Here is a 16,161-nt window from a genome sequence, read left to right on the forward strand (position 1 = left end):
ACCTGCGGTATAAAAATAGTAAGTGGATCACCTTTTTTGCTTTTGTTGAGTTAAAGTTTTGTAAGATATGAATAGGTTGTTAATAGCCCTTTAGTGGTAGGGTTTTATTGAGTGTTTTATCACGATTTTTTACAGCTTCAATTTGAGCTAAAACCGTGGAACACGTACACTGAACCCAACAAAGGAGGGCGTGTGTTTCCTATCTTATTATTGCTGTTTATCTTCGTTCCTATTATTGAAATAGGCCTATTTATTCAAGTCGGTGGTTTTCTGGGTTTGTGGCCTACCATCGGCTTGGTACTGATCACGGCATTTGTTGGTGCCTCGTTAGTTCGTAGCCAAGGGCTGCACACTTTGATGTCAGTACAAAATCGCCTTCAGCAGGGAGAGTTACCTGCTCAGCAGATCTTTGAGGGCGTGATGCTGGCGGTTGCCGGAGTGCTGCTTCTGACCCCAGGTTTTATGACTGATGCATTCGGTATGCTGGTTTTACTTCCTGCTCCTAGGGCGGTTATCGCTAAGTACTTGATGAGCAAAATGGTGGTGAAATCTGTGGGTGGTGGATTCCAAGGTGGATTTCATGGCGAGCAGTTTGGTCAGAACCCATTTGAACAAGGTCCTTTCCACAAAGGGGACTCTAAGCAAGGCTCGACTTTCGAAGGGGAGTTTGAGCGTAAAGATGATGATGACCAAAACCGACTAAACTAATCCGTTTAACTCTCTTTCCAAAGGCGCTCTCACCGCGCCTTTTTTGTTTCTGTCTAACGCTGAATACCTCTAAAGTAGTTACTCTATTTATTAGCAAAAACTTAAATAATTCAACCTCCTCGTCTCAAAGTTGAAACTTCTGTTACCACCATGTGTTGAAAATTTGACGACGCTTCAATTATTCATCATGTCTATGAGATCGAAATCTCACTGTCACTGAATGTAATTTTTAGTTTCATAAAAAACATCAACACTGGACATGATTTATTTATAAGTAGTCACGAAAAAAGTGATTTGGAACACGCTTTCTCGTTGTAGTTCAACATTGGAAGCGATGCATGGTGGATAACATGAAACAAAAACTAACCCCAACGCTACTTGCAGCAGTGGTAGCAGGTGCTCTGTCTTCTCCAGCAATGGCAGACATTATTATTTCTCAGTATGTAGAAGGTGGCAGCAACAATAAAGCAATCGAGATTGCTAACACAGGTGATGCTTCTGTCTCTCTTGATGGTTATGAACTAGCAAAGTCAACTAATGGCAATGGCGAGTGGGGCAGCAAGCTGTCACTCAACGGCCAAGTGCTGGCAGCGAAAAGCGTACTGGTTGTTGCTCATACTAGCGCCAGCGACGACATTAAAGCGGTTGCGGACATCCTTAATGGCTCAGTAACGGGGTTCAACGGTAATGACCCAATGGCACTGCTGAAAGATGGCAGTGTGCATGATCTGCTGGGTGACATGGGTGGCTCTGACTTTGCAAAAGACACCACTTTAGTTCGCAACTCAGATGCGATGACACCTTCTACAGCGCACAATGCTGCACAGTGGTCTTCACTGCCGAAAGATAGCATTGAAGGGTTAGGTACGTTGGATGGTGGCACAGCTCCAGAGCCATTCGCTTGTACTCAAGATGGCGCAGCGCCAACCTTTACTTCTATTCAAGAAATCCAGGGTGAAGGTGATACCTCTCCATTTATTAATGGCTACCCATACATCACAGACGAAGACTTCTTTGTTAAAGGTGTGGTTAGCGCCGTGACGACTGGCCTAACCAAAGGTTTCTACCTACAAGCACTGACTGATGACTACAACCCACAAACATCAGAAGGTTTGTTCGTTCACACTAACCAATCAAGCTCAGAGCTAAAACCGGGCGATGTGGTGTGTGTGAAAGGTAAAGTTCAAGAATACTACAACCACACTCAGCTAAAGACAGAAAACAACAACTGGGTTAAGCAAGGCGAACAAGCGGCGCCAACCGCGACGGATATCGAAATCCTGCCAACCGATAAAAACTTCGATCGCACGTTAGAACGTTACGAAGGCATGCTAGTCAGAACCACTGAAGCGCTCGATATGCGTGTGACGCGTACATTCGGCTACGATTACGCTGCGCGTCGTAACAACATGGTACTGGCGCAAGGTCGTATCAGCATGCAGCCAAACCAAAACTTTGCTGCAGGTTCAGAGCAAGCGAAACAGCAGAGCATCGAAAACGCGGAGCGTCGTCTATATGTAGAATCTGATGCCAAAGCGCCAAACGGCTCTATCCCTTACTACCCAGATTTTGGCCGCACTGACGCAGACCAAGATGGTTCGACAGAGGATTACATCCGTGTTGACGATACGATTGTTGGTTTAGAAGGTGTAATTACTTACAGCTACGGCGATTACCGTCTAATCCCGACTAATACGTTAACCAGTGAAAGCTTCGTACGTAACGACCCACGTACTCAAGATATCGATATGAAAGAAGGCGACCTACGTATCGCGACTTTCAACGTCTTGAACTACTTCAACTCGCCGTTTGGTGGTGACACAAACCCACATGGTAACAACCGTGGTGCGAACAACTTTGAAGAGTTTGAAGTACAGCAAGCGAAGATCGTCAATGCGATTCTACGTCTAGACGCTGACATCATCGGCCTGATGGAAATCGAGAACAACGGCTTTGGTGAAAGCGGTGCGATTCGTCAGCTTGTAGACCAGCTAAACGCACGCATTGAAAACAAGAAAGATCGTTACGATATCGTCGCTATCGACAGCAATGGCGATAAAGTGACTGATGAAAATGACTACATTGGCACCGACGTTATCACAACAGGCGTTATCTACCGTCCTAAAGTGGTTAAGCTAAAAGAGTCTCGCGTTATCGCAATGCCAAGTCAGCAAGCACCTGAAGTGGTTGATGAAAACGGCAAAGTGATTGAAGACGGTAAGAACTACCAGCGTGATTCTCTAGCACCAACCTTTAAGGTGAAAGGGACCAAAGAGAAGATCACAGTGGCGATTAACCACTTCAAATCAAAAGGCTCTAAGTGTTGGGAAGATGCAGCACCGGTTGAGCAAGGCGGTCAGGGTGGTCAAGACCTAGACAAGCAGGGCTCATGTGAAAACTTCCGCGTTGCAGCGGCAGTGGCATTGGGTGATGCGCTGAAAGAGATTAAAGGCCACAAAGTTATCTTGGGTGATATGAACTCGTACGGCATGGAAGACCCAATGCTTGTTCTGACGGATTACAGCCAAGAGAAGTACGGTAAGACAATCAAAGCGGCGCGTAACACATACATCGGCGGTGAAGTTCAGTACGGTGATGACGGTGCAGTGATTACTCACAACTACGGTTACATCAATGCCGTAGCGAAAGCGCATCCGAACAGCTGGAGCTACTCATTCAATGATGAAGTGGGCGCACTTGATCACCTATTGATCAGCCCAAGTCTAGAGAAGCACTTTGTTGATGCAACAGACTGGCACATCAATGGTGGTGAATCTACGCTGTTCGATTACAACGATGAGTACAAAGGTGACCTACCTAAGTACCAAGATCACTTCCGTTCTTCTGACCACGATCCAGCAGTTCTAGAGCTAAACATGGCAGGTTCATTCGGCTTCGGCGCAATGATCTCTCTGTTCGGCCTAGCGCTATGGCGTCGTCGTAAGTAATTGGCTTCTGTGTAAGTCACTGCTGAAACCCACCACGTTATATGGTGGGTTTCTCTTCAAGCTCATAAATTACAATCAGTAAGTGTACTACCTATCCTATTTAACGAGGCGAATATAGTCACCAGCAGTTGAATGCATTGTGCTTCCTTCCATCACTCCACATTTTTTAAATAGATCATACCAAGGATCGCTAGCCTTGACCTGTACACTCAAATTTTGAGAGTAAGCCATCAATATAACTGAAGTGCCGATATTGTTGTCGTAGTCATTTCCTACACCATAGTGATCAGCCCAAAAAGCAAACCACTTATCTTCAATTCTAAACTGCAATGTTCTTACCCAATAGCCATTCCCAGATTTCCCTGTAGCGCAAACTCGTATTTCATCTATGGTGCCCGTCGCTTCCTGCGAAAAAGAGAAAGGAGAAGTTAATAATAATATTATAAATAACAGTGTTCTCATCAAAGTAAAATCCTAATAAGTAGTGCAATCGAATATATGGCTAGTGAAGAGATTCTGCATTGTATTAATGCATGCTAATTAAGCATTTTATTAATCAATGGCAAAGCCAAAAATATATTGTGATATGTATCATATTCAGTTGATTCATAATTGGCACTTATAAAAATAACATGTAACGTGCGAATATATTTATAAAATGTAACGTTTTGCCAAATGGCACTAAAGATTACATAAAAATAAACAGTACTTTGTAAGAAAACGTCATGTTAAGAAAGCTGAGCTTATTGCTCGCCATTGTGTTGGCTATTGGGTTAGTTACCTTCTTTGTATTCCAAGAAAAAATCTCTCCTTTAACGTCATCAAATCAGGCTGTTGAATCAACTCAACTAACGCAGCCTAGCCTTGATGCGCCATCTGAACTCTTAAGTCGTGATGTGAGTTTTCCAACCCCTGTTATTCAGCTTCAACAGACCATTGCCCATGGTTTAGTCGAAGCGGAAAGGGTGGATTTACCTTTATTAAGTGGAGAGCTTGCTGAGTTCTCACAAAAAAATATTAGTGAGGAATATCCCTCACCGCCTGAGCTAGAAAATTTAAAGCAACGTTTAAAAAAGTTGCAATCGCTCAGTCAATAAAAATAACGATTTAAATAGTGCCTGAACATAATGCTTGGGGCGCTGATATTCCAAATTCAGAATGAAAACAGCAGTGGCTAATATGAAATCAACCCGTTTCACGCACTCCTTTGCACTTTTTTCTACCTCGTTACTCTTGGCACTATTTTCTCAGCCAGCGTTATCGTTAACGGCTGATGCTGAAAAAAGTATTCAGTTGTCAGGTGACTTCTCGGTATCTGGTGGTCAGGCGAGCTATTCCTTGCCTATTTCGGTTGCGCCAGGTCGTGCAGGCCATCAACCTTCTTTGAGTCTTGAGTACCGCAGTGATTCGCCAAACGGCATGCTAGGCATGGGGTGGAGTTTAGGTGGGCTATCTTCAATTTCTCGCTGTGGAAAAAACCTTGAAAAAGATCAACGCTGGGGCGGCGTTAATTTTGATGCCAACGACCGCTACTGTCTTGACGGTCAAAGGCTAGTCGCCATTTCAGGCCGCGATGGTGAAAACCTGACCGAGTATCGCGTTGAAAACAACGGCTATGCCAAAATTGTTTCCTTTGGCCGAGCGGGTAATGGCCCGGCTAGTTTTAAAGTTTGGTACAAAGATGGCTCTGTTTATGAATATGGTGTTAGCGAAGATTCACGTGTAGAGCTACCAACACAAGCGGATGTCTACAAGTGGGCGTTAAATAAGATTACCGATGCCAGCAAGGCTAACCACATTAACTTTGTATACAGTGAAGAAAATAGTGCCGGTAAGCACAAGCTGACACAAGTGAACTATGTGGGCGGTAAAGTTAATCTGGTTTATGAAACTCGCCCAGACAGTACCTCGCAATTCCTTGGTGGCAAACTACTCAACAGAAACGAGCGTTTAAAGCAGGTTGAGACCTTTGACAGTACCGGAAGTAAAATTGGCACCTATGGCCTGACTTATCAGAAGTCCTCTTATACCGCTCGAAGCCAGCTAACTAAGATTAATTATTGTGCCAATGGTCAGTGTTCGACGGATATTAGCTTTACTTGGGTTGGGCGCAGAGACCCGGGGCTAGGCGGCTCATCTAATACAGGTTTTCGTAGCCCAAGATATTACGATACTAATGGTGATGGGGTAGGAGAGATCTACGGTGAGGTTGGTCGTGATAATCGTGGAATTTATACCGTAAAAGATCTTCAAGGAAAAGTTTATACGAATCCGACTTCTTTTAGTCTTGCGGGAAGCGTTATTTCACCTTCCTTAAAAATAGATCAATGTCGTCTTAATACCGCTGCATCATACAACGTTGGCAATGGTCAGTTTGGTTCTTACTGTCAGTTTGATTCTTGTTCGGGGAATAGTTGTATTTATGCGTCAAAAGGCAGGAATTATGGCGATTTTGACGGCAACGGGGGAGAAGAGGGTCAATCAGGGTATCTAGCAATAGATATCAATGGTGACGGTATTGATGATAAACATAATTTCGATCAGCAGTTTGGTACTTATGAGTACCATATCTCTGGCATTGGTAAGCAAATTCTCCCATCTCACGACAAGATTCTTTTTAAGACATTTGCTGATATAAACAATGATGGATATTTGGATGCGATCGCTCGCTCAGCAAATGTTGACGGTAGTTTGTACGTATATCTGTTTAATGGGAAAAGTTTTCTATCTCCGCAGGTTTTGAACTTGAAGCCTAGTGTTGATGATTCCGTATTTTTTTCTGACCTAAATAATGATGGATATCCGGAACTTGGTTATGGGCGTTACTTCTATCTAAACACGAAAAACAATAACTTCTCCACAAGTGTATTTTTAGATGTAGGGGCTCAAATACATTCAGTGCAAGATGTTAACGGTGATGGCTGGGCCGACGTGTTAACACGTGGTACTGGTGAGAAAGATCAAGCGCATATCCGCCACTCATCGAAACATGTACAAGACAAAATCACTCTCTTTTCTGAGGTAGGCGTTGACTACAAGGTGAGTTATACGGCAGCGGTGGGTAGCAGCGTTTATACCACTGCTGGAGCCACTAGCAAGTATCCGTATAAAGTCGTCACACCAAGGCGCTACCTAGTGGCGAATGTGACTAAAGCACCGAAAGGCTATGGCGCAACGAGCTATAGCTATAAATATGCAGGGGCAAAAACGCACCTCAAAGGTGGCGGTTTCTTAGGCTTTAAAACCATTACCGAAACGGAATCGGCTGATGTTGTTACGGTAACCAAAACGACATTTGAACAAGACAAGCTAGCAATTACTGGTAAGCCACTAACAGTAGAAGTATCTAAAGACGGTAAAAAAGTCTCTGAGATCAGCTACCACTACAAGCAGCATACTCGTCAAGGCTACAACGCTAAATACTATCAAGTGTATGCAGAGCAGGTCGTCAAAAATAAATATGGTTTAAGCAATAGCGATGTGGTGGAAAGAAAAGAGACCATTACACGAGTGATGGACCGCTTCGGTAACTTGCTTGATGAAACCTCTGTTGTCTCAAGTGATATTGAAGGAGCTGGCAAGTTCACAAGTACCAGTAAGTTTGAGTATCTTTCAACCGGGCTGAACAACAATCACCATATCTACGATATTTCAACTGTAAGCAACATTGATAATCTCTCAACGTTGCTGAGTTCCTTTAAAGCAGGGCTTGGTCGTTACTGCGGTGCGAACGGTGAAGTGTACTTTAAAGCCAATGACCATATTGTGCTTATCCACAGTGATGTCGATATTCCCCTCGTTCTTCAGCGTTATAACGCTTACTTTAAATATCAGGTCACGGGCTCAAGCACCGATCTAGATGGATTAACCGTTTACACCGGTAAGCTAGTCACCGCTTCGGCGGCAGATTTTACTGCAGCCAACCCGCAATCTTGTGGCAGCTACGCTATTGGTGATTTTGATGGTGATGGAAAAATGGAGTTCACCACCTCAAAAACAACCCGTACTGAACTAGTAACCGAAACGGGGGATAACTTCTGGAAAATTGGTACGGTTGCTAGCTCAATCTCTACCTTAACGGATAATACCACCAACCTAAAACGCGCTATTAGCAACACTTATAGCTATGATGGCAAGGGTTTCTTAACCTCTAGCACAGTCAATAGCTCTGATTACGAGTCAAGCAGTGATATTGCCTCTGGTGGCAAGAGCGTGACTAACCGTTATAGCTATGATCAGTGGGGCAATGTGGTTTCACAAAGCGTAGAAGGGACAGATCTTTCTGCGCGCACCTCGACCACTCTTTATGATAGCCAAGGTTTATACGTTACTTCGTCAGCGAATGCACTGGGCCATCGTTCTTCGACTCAATTTAATGCGCAAGGCTTGCTGACTAAATCAGTCAGTGCACTCAAAGGCCGTACCAGTAGTTTTGCTTACGATGCTTTTGGCCGTGTCACCAGTGAAACTTTGCCGGGAACAGGGAATACCAATCTCACTCAATACCAGTTGGGTGCTCAGTGTGGCTCTTATGCTATCAGTCAAACGGTAAGCTGTGTGACAACCAAACCCGCTTCTGGCGGTCAGGTGACGACACACTTCGACTATGCAGGCCGAGAGATTCGTAAACTGCACACTGGCTTTAGCGGTCAGTTAGTCGTAGTCGATACTCGCTGGGATCGCAATGGTCGAAAACTGAGTGTGACACGTCCACAGTTTGTTGGTACCAAAGCAGCCGCTCCTTTAGTCACGTTTGATTATGATGCGTTAAACCGCGAGATCAAAAAACAAGAGCCAGCCAATGGTGGTGGTATAGCGAGCTTTGTCACCACTTATGATGGTTACAAAACCAGTGTCAAAGATGCGCGTGGATTTAGTCACAGCACAGTAACTAACGTGATGGGCCACATCTTACGTAAAGATGAACCGCATGGCGCATACCAAACCTATCAGTACTACCCAGATGGCAAACTTAAAGCAAGTACCGACTCGGCGGGTAACATCACTCAGATCCGTTACGACAACCTAGGCCACCGCAGCTACCTAGATGACCCAGATATGGGCAAGTGGTCTTACACTTACAATGCGGCAGGTGAATTGATCTACAAGCGTGATGCGAAGGGTACCGTCACCACCATCGAATATGACCGCTTGGGTCGTAAGACAAAACAGATTGAGGGCGGTAAAGTTTCTACCTGGCGCTTCGATGAACGCGGTGCGATGGGCACTCTGTCTGGCTTTGCAGGAAATGGTAGCGAGACCGATTACTACTACAACGAAGCGGGCTTAACTGAAGAGGTTGCGGTTAAAGTCAATAACGAGAAGTTCAGTACTTACTACTTCTACGATAAGTACGAGCGCGTTGCCCGAGAGGTTCGCCCGAACGGGGTCGATACCACATTAGCTGGGGCGGCTAAGTTACTTACTAGTGCGAATAACGACAATAGACTGGCAGTCGAATACGTTTATAACCCGAATGGGTATGTTTCTGCGGTACGTAGCCCGAAAAGCTACGCAGACAAAGCCTTTACCAGTGCTAGTTTCCGTGAAGATATCAAACAACTGCTTGATCAAGCGATTGCTCAGGCGGCCGAATACCTAAGTAAAGCGGAGCGTTATTCGACTCAAGAGAGCTTCTTTACCACTAAAGCGGCGGAATACAACAGTAAAACCGTCAACGTGCATAACCTAGACAGCTCTTCTCAGGCGCTGCTCGGCAATGGCTACCGTTATAAACAGTGGTGTAATGCACAAGGCGAATGTTACTTGCGCCCAGCAACTTGGGTACTGCTGCATGATGATGTTTCTATCCCGCTAGATATTACGTTAGAGGGGGCGATCTATCGTTTATCTACCTCATTAGCCAATAGCTCTAGTGCGGGCATTCGAAACTACAATGCAACGCTGCATACTGTGTCGGCTACGGAGTTTGCTTCACAAGCTCTAACCCCATCGCACGATTTCATTCTGACTGACTACGACAGCAACGGTCAGAAAGATTTGATGAGTAATAAAGACATCTATATTGCTCAGGCTGATAGCACGACCACCACCGAGTTACTGTTTGCCGCAGATGACTTATCTCAAGCGGCGACCATCGCCAGTACGCGTTACAAGTTCTACACGGATTTGGCTAACCAACTGATTAACCTTTCAGAGAAAGTCGCTGACCTAAGTGGGTTGTATTGTGAGTACGCTAACCAGCTAGGGGGCAATCAGCTGCAAGCGGATCAGCGCACTAACTGTGCTAACACGCAGCAGTCGAGCCAGGCTGACCACCTGAACCTGATCCTAACTCAGTCTCAGCTTGAGGAGTCACTCGATAACCCGGCATACGTTTACTACTGGCAGCGCCGAGAAACTGATGCGTATGACCATACCTTATCGGAAACCTTAGGTAATGGCTTAGTCAACACGTACAACCATGATGCCAATACGGGTAGACCAAGCTACATCACTACCCACAAGGCTAATGTACTGTTTGATCCGCGACTATCAGGGAGCACGGCGAACGGGCGCAATATTCGCTTCATTCATTACCGTTACGATAACCACAACAATGTGACCTATCGTTATGATGAGAAGCTCGGTATTACCGATACATGGGAATACGACGGGATTGATCGCGTGATCAGCAACGGTATTTCATTGGCGAGTAAGACTCAGCATGGTGAAAACAACCCAGACTTGGCTGGCCCGTTTGTTTATCAATACGACAAGCTTGGCAACCTGATGTTTAAGACCGGTATTGGTGACTACGTATACAGTAACCAGCAAGCTGGCCCGCATGCGGTGACCAAAGCCAACGGTTTAAACTACCAGTACGATGCCAACGGTAATATGTTACGCGCTTGGGCGGATGGCAGTCAGCAGAACGAGCGTGAGTTGGAGTGGTCAGAGTTTAACAAGCCAACCAAGATCACCCGTAATGGTAAAACGGTAGAGTTCTTCTACGATGCCAACCACAACCGCTATCTAAAGAAAAATAGCGATGGCATTGAAACTTTCTACTTCGGCAAAAGCTATGAGCGTGTCACTGATAGTAATACCGGCATAGTTCAGCACAAGCACTTTATTTACGCTGACGGTAAGTTGATCGCACTCAATACCCATACCGATGATGGTGAGAATAAGCTTAAAGACAAGCAAACCCGATTCTTACACTACGATGCGCTGAACTCTGTCGATATGATTACAGATTTATATGCGAATGTCGTTGAGCGCCGCAGTTACGACACCTGGGGTAAGCAGCGTAAAGTCGCATGGCGTGAAGAAGGCCCGCTCGATGTGGTGCAACAAGCCATTACCAACCGTGGTTACACGGGCCATGAAGAAATCGTTGAAGTTGGCTTAGTGCATATGAATGGTCGTGTCTACGATCAGGAGCTGGGTAGGTTTATTAGCCCGGATCCGATTGTTCAAGCCCCATATGTTACCAATAGCTTTAACCGTTATGCTTATGTAATGAACAATCCGATGAAGTATATTGATCCAACAGGGTATATGCTGGCTGGAGGAGAGTGTAGCGTACGTTCTAGAAGCAGCTCTGGAAGTAGAAGTAACTCTAGCAATGGCTGTGAAACAAGGAGTAAGACAAAAACTGGTCGTAAAGAAGGCAGAAGAGAGCGTGGAAGTGGTAGTTCAGGGGATAGTGAATCTGGGTCTAGCGACACTGGACTTGGTGGTTCTGGTAGTAGTGAAAATGGCGACTCAGTAGAAGAGACTCCCGCTAAGCCTGCTTCACCGCCAGAGAGTGTAAATAATGGTCTACCTGAGGAAACCGATGGAGATTTAGACTCAAATATGGAAACAGAGTCAGGGCTAGACTTTGTCAATGAGGTAATGTCCTCAACTAGCGATGAGCTAAATGCCGTAAACGATAGATATGCATCGCTTATTAGCAGTGAAGCACTCAATGACATATTTGACAACACGACAATGAATGATGTCTTTGGGGCGGAATTTTCGGCGAATTACTCAAAAGGTCCTTTTAGTACAGGGACAAATGGAGGTTCAGCAACCGTTGGGGGATCGGTTGATTTAGGGCCAGTTGAGGTCTCTGTTTCTCGAGATTTGAGAACGAATCAAACCGTTGGCAAAGTTCGTTATGGCCCTAAAGTTAAGACTCCAGTTGGTGATGCTGGTGGGGGCGTATTCGCTGACTCTACAGGTAAGTTTGGTGTTGAAGCTCATGGTAGTAGTGGAAATACAACTATCAATGGGAGTGGTTATATAGATACTAAAAGTATAACTGACTTTATCGGAAATATTGATGCACAAATAAATGAAGTAATTAAAAATAAATATAAATAATCTATAAGAATGGAGATTTAATATGAGGTTTATGATTTTTATTACTTTGTTGTTGACTTTTTCAACGTTGTCTCACTCGAAGGAAATAAATATTCCTATAGATACTCAGATTGAGAAGGGTTTTTGCGAAAGTTTTAAAAATATTCATAACTGTTTTTTTTATGGTATTGAGTCTAATAGTCAAAATGATAAATTAGAATCGATCGTTGTCTATTTAAATAATTATGAATTATTAAGTGATGTTTATGAATTTGATAAGTTACTTTATGAGTTGGATTTGATTGCTAGGTCTGGAAATGTTGATGCAATAATATTGGAGGCATCAATATATTATTCTGGTTTTAATATGGATAGAGATATAGGGAAGTCGATATCTTTACTTGATGATATTCCTGAAGAAAAGATTAATGCTGCAGTTTATAACCTATTAGGGAAGAACTACTTATACTTACTCGAGTCAGAAGTTGATGGGCCTAAGAAAAATGAGCTTTATATACTTACTAAAGAGTATTTATACAAGTCCCACTTGATGAATATGAAAGCATCAACTAGAGCATTAGCTTTTGTAATGATTAAATATGGTGGGAAGGATGATTTTTTTGAAGCGGGAAAACTACTGGAGTATTTGGCAAAAAAAGGTAATGAATCAGATATAGTTAGCTTTGAGAAGTATAAAAGTTACGCAGAAAAAGCACTTAATGAAGATTGATGAGTCCATTTTTATAAATTGGAATAACTATGATAGACGTCATATTTTAGTGTTGCATCTTTTAAAGGAATCTTTGACTTTCTTGTCGGATGAAGTAAAACCCGTTAACTAATTTACCTTATTCAATATTAATGGATTAACAATGAAAAAGTATTTTACCTTGCTGATTCTGCTGCTTAGTTTTGGTGTAAGTGCAACAGAAGAATCGCCAACTGGGCTGATTAAAAGAATACAGGTTTATTCTGTTCATGGGGATATTTTTATTAGTATGGAAACTAATGGTCAGCAATGCAGTACTGGATATTATATAGATAAAGTTAGCCCAGGCTATGAATCGATTTTAAGTATGTTACTTGCTGCCTACCAAGCCAATACGCCAATATCAATATTTGCCTATGAAGACCAACGATGGTCGGGGACTACTGCCCCTGTATGTAAAATATTTAGCGTGGTTTATGCGCGTTAGTTGCGTTCTGGTTAATCACTGAAATATAAAGTTATATAGGAAAAATTATGTTGCCTAGGATACTCGCTTTTATCTCACTATCATTATTTGGTGGAAGTGTTATGGCTGTTGGAAACTACACTATGCATAGTGAGCTATCAAACATTCTCATTTATCCACAAACCAATACAACTCCTAGTGGTGTTTCCTATACGGAATTGTTGATATATGTTCCAACAGACATGCCAACTAAACCGGATTGCTCAGCTTACTCCAACCGATTTATTATAGATTCAAGAAACCCTTTATTTGATCATGTATTAAGCCTTGTCTTAGCAGCACGTGTCGCAAAACAGCCAGTGAGTATAAATTATTGGAATGCGTGTGAAGCATCTGGCACTCATAGAGCACCACTTATTCGAGCTATTTCGATGTAATTGATAACTGAGAATTAAAATGAAAAAGTTGTTTTTATTATTCGCTTTACTATTTAGCAGTACCACTCTTGCAGATATTACCTGTCAAGGTGAGGTTCATAATGTTCTTCAATACACAGATGGCTCCGTGAACGTTTTAACCTCTTATCGAAAAGGTTATATGGTGATGTGTAATATCGATCAACATCATAAAGGCACCAACCCAGAAACATGTCGCGGTGTATTGAGCGTACTTTTAACAGCGCAATCAACTGGTAAGAAGATTGAAGCTTACTATAGCGGTAATCAATATACATGCGACACCATCCCAACGTATTGGCAAGCACCGCGCCCTGTTTATGTGGGTATTGTTAAATAGCAAAACTGATTATTGGCTAGAGAGATAGGAATATATATGAAGAAGTTTTTTTTATTTATAGGCTTGATTGCTAGTCAGCCTGTAATGGCAGCTGAGTGGACGGAAGCTAGGTTAGTGGACAATATTCAAATAGATGGCGCTGGCGGTGTCTATTATTTTAAATCGTTAGAAGGCTGGGGAGCACCTGGATGCCCTAAAGCAGCGTTTATATTCTATAGAAAACATCAAGTACCTGCATCAGAAGGAATGCTGAGTGTTATTTTGGCCTCTCAAGCGACAAACAGGCCAATTAAGGCGCGTGGTGTTTGTACAGACAGTCACCACTTTCAGTTGGAATACATCGTTCAAGAGCGCGCTCGATAGGTGAACATGAAAATGAAAAAACTAATATTACTACTCTTACTATTTTCATCATCAAGTTTTGCTAACTATTCGGTTGATACGGGAAAGATAAAAAGCGTTTTTGTAAACCCGAATGGAGCCATAGCAGTCACCCTGACAAACGGTTTTCCTAACGCAAAGAAATCGGATCAATGTCCTAATAGTAATGGGTGGGCAGGGTTAGGTAATTCAGCAAATATTTTTAAGTCGGCATTGCTCTCAGCAAAAGCAACTCAAGATAACGTCAAAATAGTGATTGAGGGGTGTGAAGGCGGATGGTACAGAATCAAAGATGTTTATATTGAATAGTGAGTAACTGCTTTGTCGCATTGTGATAACCAGAGGCTGTGGCACAGACCAAGTATGGGTGGAATATTGTCGAGGCGAGCTATAAACGCCTACGTAGAATTTGAATAATTAAGGATAAGCAAATGAAAAAACTACTACTGGCTTTGTTGTTGGTTAGTCCAGCCGCAATGGCTGATATTCAGTGTTCTGGTGAGGTTAAGAATGTCTTGCAATACCACAATGGGAGTGTGAATGTCTTCACTACATACCGCAATGACTACACGGTGATGTGTAATGTTAAAGATCACTGGAAAGGAGTTAACCCTGAATCTTGTAAGGGGATGCTGAGTGTTTTACTGACGGCTCAGTCGACGGGCAAGAAGATCGCTACTTATTATTCTGGTGACCAATACACTTGTCAGACTCTGCCGTATTACGGTTCAGCACCAGGCCCTGTGTATGTGGGTATAGTTAACGATTAGGTTGGGCTTTCTATGAGAACAGTTCTTCTTCTTTTTATATTGTTATCTTCAGCGGCTTTTTCAGGTCAACAAACTGGAACGGTCAGCTGGGTTGAGGTGCGAGCAAGTGATGGATTGGTGTATTTTGGATTATCTGGTGAAGCTGCTACAGGCCAACCACCTTGCGCAACACATTCTTATTGGATGATTCGGGATGAAAACTCGAACTCAGGTCGATTGCAGTACTCGATGTTACTCAGTGCTCAGGCTTCAGGAAAGCAGGTTTCTGTCGTTGGCATGAATACTTGTATTCGCTGGAGTGATGGAGAAGACGTTGACAGTATCAAGGTTAAATGATGAAACAAACAAAATGCTTAGTGTTGTTCACCCTACTTTTTAGCCCTGCGTTTTTGGTGCAGGCTCAAGTTTATCTTGTGGAAAATGCAGTAATAACATCAGTTTCAAATACCAGCTCAAATCAGGATGTTTTTGTCATTTGGCAGGAAGGGGGAGAGGGACCATGTAAGGGGAAAGATATTCTTTTTCCGCGTACGGCGACCACATCCACTGAAACACATAAACGTGCATACGCAGCTGCACTTACAGCATTTTCAACAGGTGCAAAAGTGGATGTTTATAACTATCAAGGAACTGGTTGCCACAATGCTGCATATATACGTTTAAAAAAATAGCAGTTTACAACTAAAAAAACCGCCACATTAAGTGGCGGTTTTTTTATAGGTATTGATCTTCTTCTAGGCAGCGATTTTCATCGTATTGTTCAAAGCGACCACGGCGACCTTTAAAGTGAACACTGACAACCATACCTTTTTCTACAAAGTAACGCAGGCTGTCACAAGAGAATTCACGGCCCACTTTTTTAGTAACGGTTCTGTCCCACATCATGCCATTTGGCAGAGTCTGTACTAAGGAGATAAAGCCTTCACCATCAACTGTTATTTCTTCGTGCGCAGAAAGGGCATTTCGCGCTTCTTCAATGACTTCTTTGCTTGCAGTTGGAGTTAGTGTGTTCTCGGATGTACTTTGACAAGCAGTTAATAGTAACGCAGATAGAGCGCCAGCTAGAATAGTTTTTGTTTTCATTGGTATCTC

General features: G+C 43.2%; 15 protein-coding genes. 13 read left to right on the forward strand and 2 right to left on the reverse strand.

Annotation, left to right across the window (positions count from 1 at the left end; all coding sequences use genetic code 11):
• Nucleotides 1–192: 192 nt before the first annotated feature.
• Nucleotides 193–708, forward strand: coding sequence for an FxsA family protein (locus AC6R00_RS12705; protein ID WP_500640638.1), 516 nt, complete (start codon nucleotides 193–195; stop codon nucleotides 706–708).
• A gap of 350 nt (nucleotides 709–1,058) precedes the next feature.
• Nucleotides 1,059–3,656, forward strand: a complete 2,598-nt coding sequence (locus tag AC6R00_RS12710) for an ExeM/NucH family extracellular endonuclease (protein WP_500640639.1) — start codon at nucleotides 1,059–1,061, stop codon at nucleotides 3,654–3,656.
• A 96-nt stretch (nucleotides 3,657–3,752) separates the two neighbouring features.
• Here the strand turns inward: AC6R00_RS12710 and AC6R00_RS12715 are convergent, their stop codons facing one another.
• Nucleotides 3,753–4,118, reverse strand: a complete 366-nt coding sequence (locus tag AC6R00_RS12715) for a hypothetical protein (RefSeq protein ID WP_500640640.1) — start codon at nucleotides 4,116–4,118, stop codon at nucleotides 3,753–3,755.
• A 263-nt stretch (nucleotides 4,119–4,381) separates the two neighbouring features.
• Here AC6R00_RS12715 and AC6R00_RS12720 point away from each other — a divergent pair, with 263 nt between their 5' ends.
• The 11 genes from AC6R00_RS12720 to AC6R00_RS12770 all read left to right on the forward strand — a co-directional run bounded on the left by AC6R00_RS12720 (nucleotide 4,382) and on the right by AC6R00_RS12770 (nucleotide 15,740).
• On the forward strand, nucleotides 4,382–4,753 hold the full coding sequence (locus tag AC6R00_RS12720; protein ID WP_500640641.1) for a hypothetical protein: 372 nt from the start codon (nucleotides 4,382–4,384) through the stop codon (nucleotides 4,751–4,753).
• Nucleotides 4,754–4,835: 82 nt separating this feature from the next.
• Nucleotides 4,836–11,969, forward strand: coding sequence for an RHS repeat-associated core domain-containing protein (locus AC6R00_RS12725; protein ID WP_500640642.1), 7,134 nt, complete (start codon nucleotides 4,836–4,838; stop codon nucleotides 11,967–11,969).
• A gap of 22 nt (nucleotides 11,970–11,991) precedes the next feature.
• Complete coding sequence (locus AC6R00_RS12730; RefSeq protein WP_500640643.1) at nucleotides 11,992–12,678, forward strand: hypothetical protein; 687 nt, start codon at nucleotides 11,992–11,994, stop codon at nucleotides 12,676–12,678.
• Nucleotides 12,679–12,820: 142 nt separating this feature from the next.
• Nucleotides 12,821–13,144, forward strand: coding sequence for a hypothetical protein (locus tag AC6R00_RS12735; protein WP_500640644.1), 324 nt, complete (start codon nucleotides 12,821–12,823; stop codon nucleotides 13,142–13,144).
• Between the two features lie 101 nt (nucleotides 13,145–13,245).
• Nucleotides 13,246–13,560, forward strand: a complete 315-nt coding sequence (locus AC6R00_RS12740) for a hypothetical protein (protein WP_272249883.1) — start codon at nucleotides 13,246–13,248, stop codon at nucleotides 13,558–13,560.
• Nucleotides 13,561–13,579: 19 nt separating this feature from the next.
• The gene (locus AC6R00_RS12745) at nucleotides 13,580–13,918 is read left to right on the forward strand and encodes a hypothetical protein (protein ID WP_500640645.1); all 339 of its coding nucleotides are present in this window, start codon (nucleotides 13,580–13,582) and stop codon (nucleotides 13,916–13,918) included.
• Between the two features lie 36 nt (nucleotides 13,919–13,954).
• Nucleotides 13,955–14,281 (forward strand): hypothetical protein, encoded by a 327-nt coding sequence (locus AC6R00_RS12750; RefSeq protein ID WP_500640646.1) that lies wholly within the window; start codon nucleotides 13,955–13,957, stop codon nucleotides 14,279–14,281.
• 12 nt (nucleotides 14,282–14,293) lie between these two features.
• The gene (locus AC6R00_RS12755; protein ID WP_500640647.1) at nucleotides 14,294–14,608 is read left to right on the forward strand and encodes a hypothetical protein; all 315 of its coding nucleotides are present in this window, start codon (nucleotides 14,294–14,296) and stop codon (nucleotides 14,606–14,608) included.
• A 122-nt stretch (nucleotides 14,609–14,730) separates the two neighbouring features.
• A complete protein-coding gene (locus AC6R00_RS12760) occupies nucleotides 14,731–15,069 on the forward strand; it encodes a hypothetical protein (RefSeq protein WP_500640648.1) in 339 nt (112 codons plus the stop codon).
• A 12-nt stretch (nucleotides 15,070–15,081) separates the two neighbouring features.
• The gene (locus AC6R00_RS12765; RefSeq protein ID WP_500640649.1) at nucleotides 15,082–15,405 is read left to right on the forward strand and encodes a hypothetical protein; all 324 of its coding nucleotides are present in this window, start codon (nucleotides 15,082–15,084) and stop codon (nucleotides 15,403–15,405) included.
• On the forward strand, nucleotides 15,405–15,740 hold the full coding sequence (locus tag AC6R00_RS12770; protein ID WP_500640650.1) for a DUF5992 family protein: 336 nt from the start codon (nucleotides 15,405–15,407) through the stop codon (nucleotides 15,738–15,740). The genes AC6R00_RS12765 and AC6R00_RS12770 overlap by 1 nt, the downstream gene beginning before the upstream one ends.
• Nucleotides 15,741–15,783: 43 nt before the next feature.
• On the opposite strand, the gene AC6R00_RS12775 is transcribed toward AC6R00_RS12770, so the two are convergent.
• Entirely contained in the window at nucleotides 15,784–16,152 is a 369-nt protein-coding gene (locus tag AC6R00_RS12775) for a hypothetical protein (RefSeq protein WP_500640651.1), read from the reverse strand.
• Nucleotides 16,153–16,161: the final 9 nt, after the last annotated feature.

The sequence above is a fragment of the Vibrio sp. R10-SF1-ISO8 genome (genome assembly GCF_059833805.1).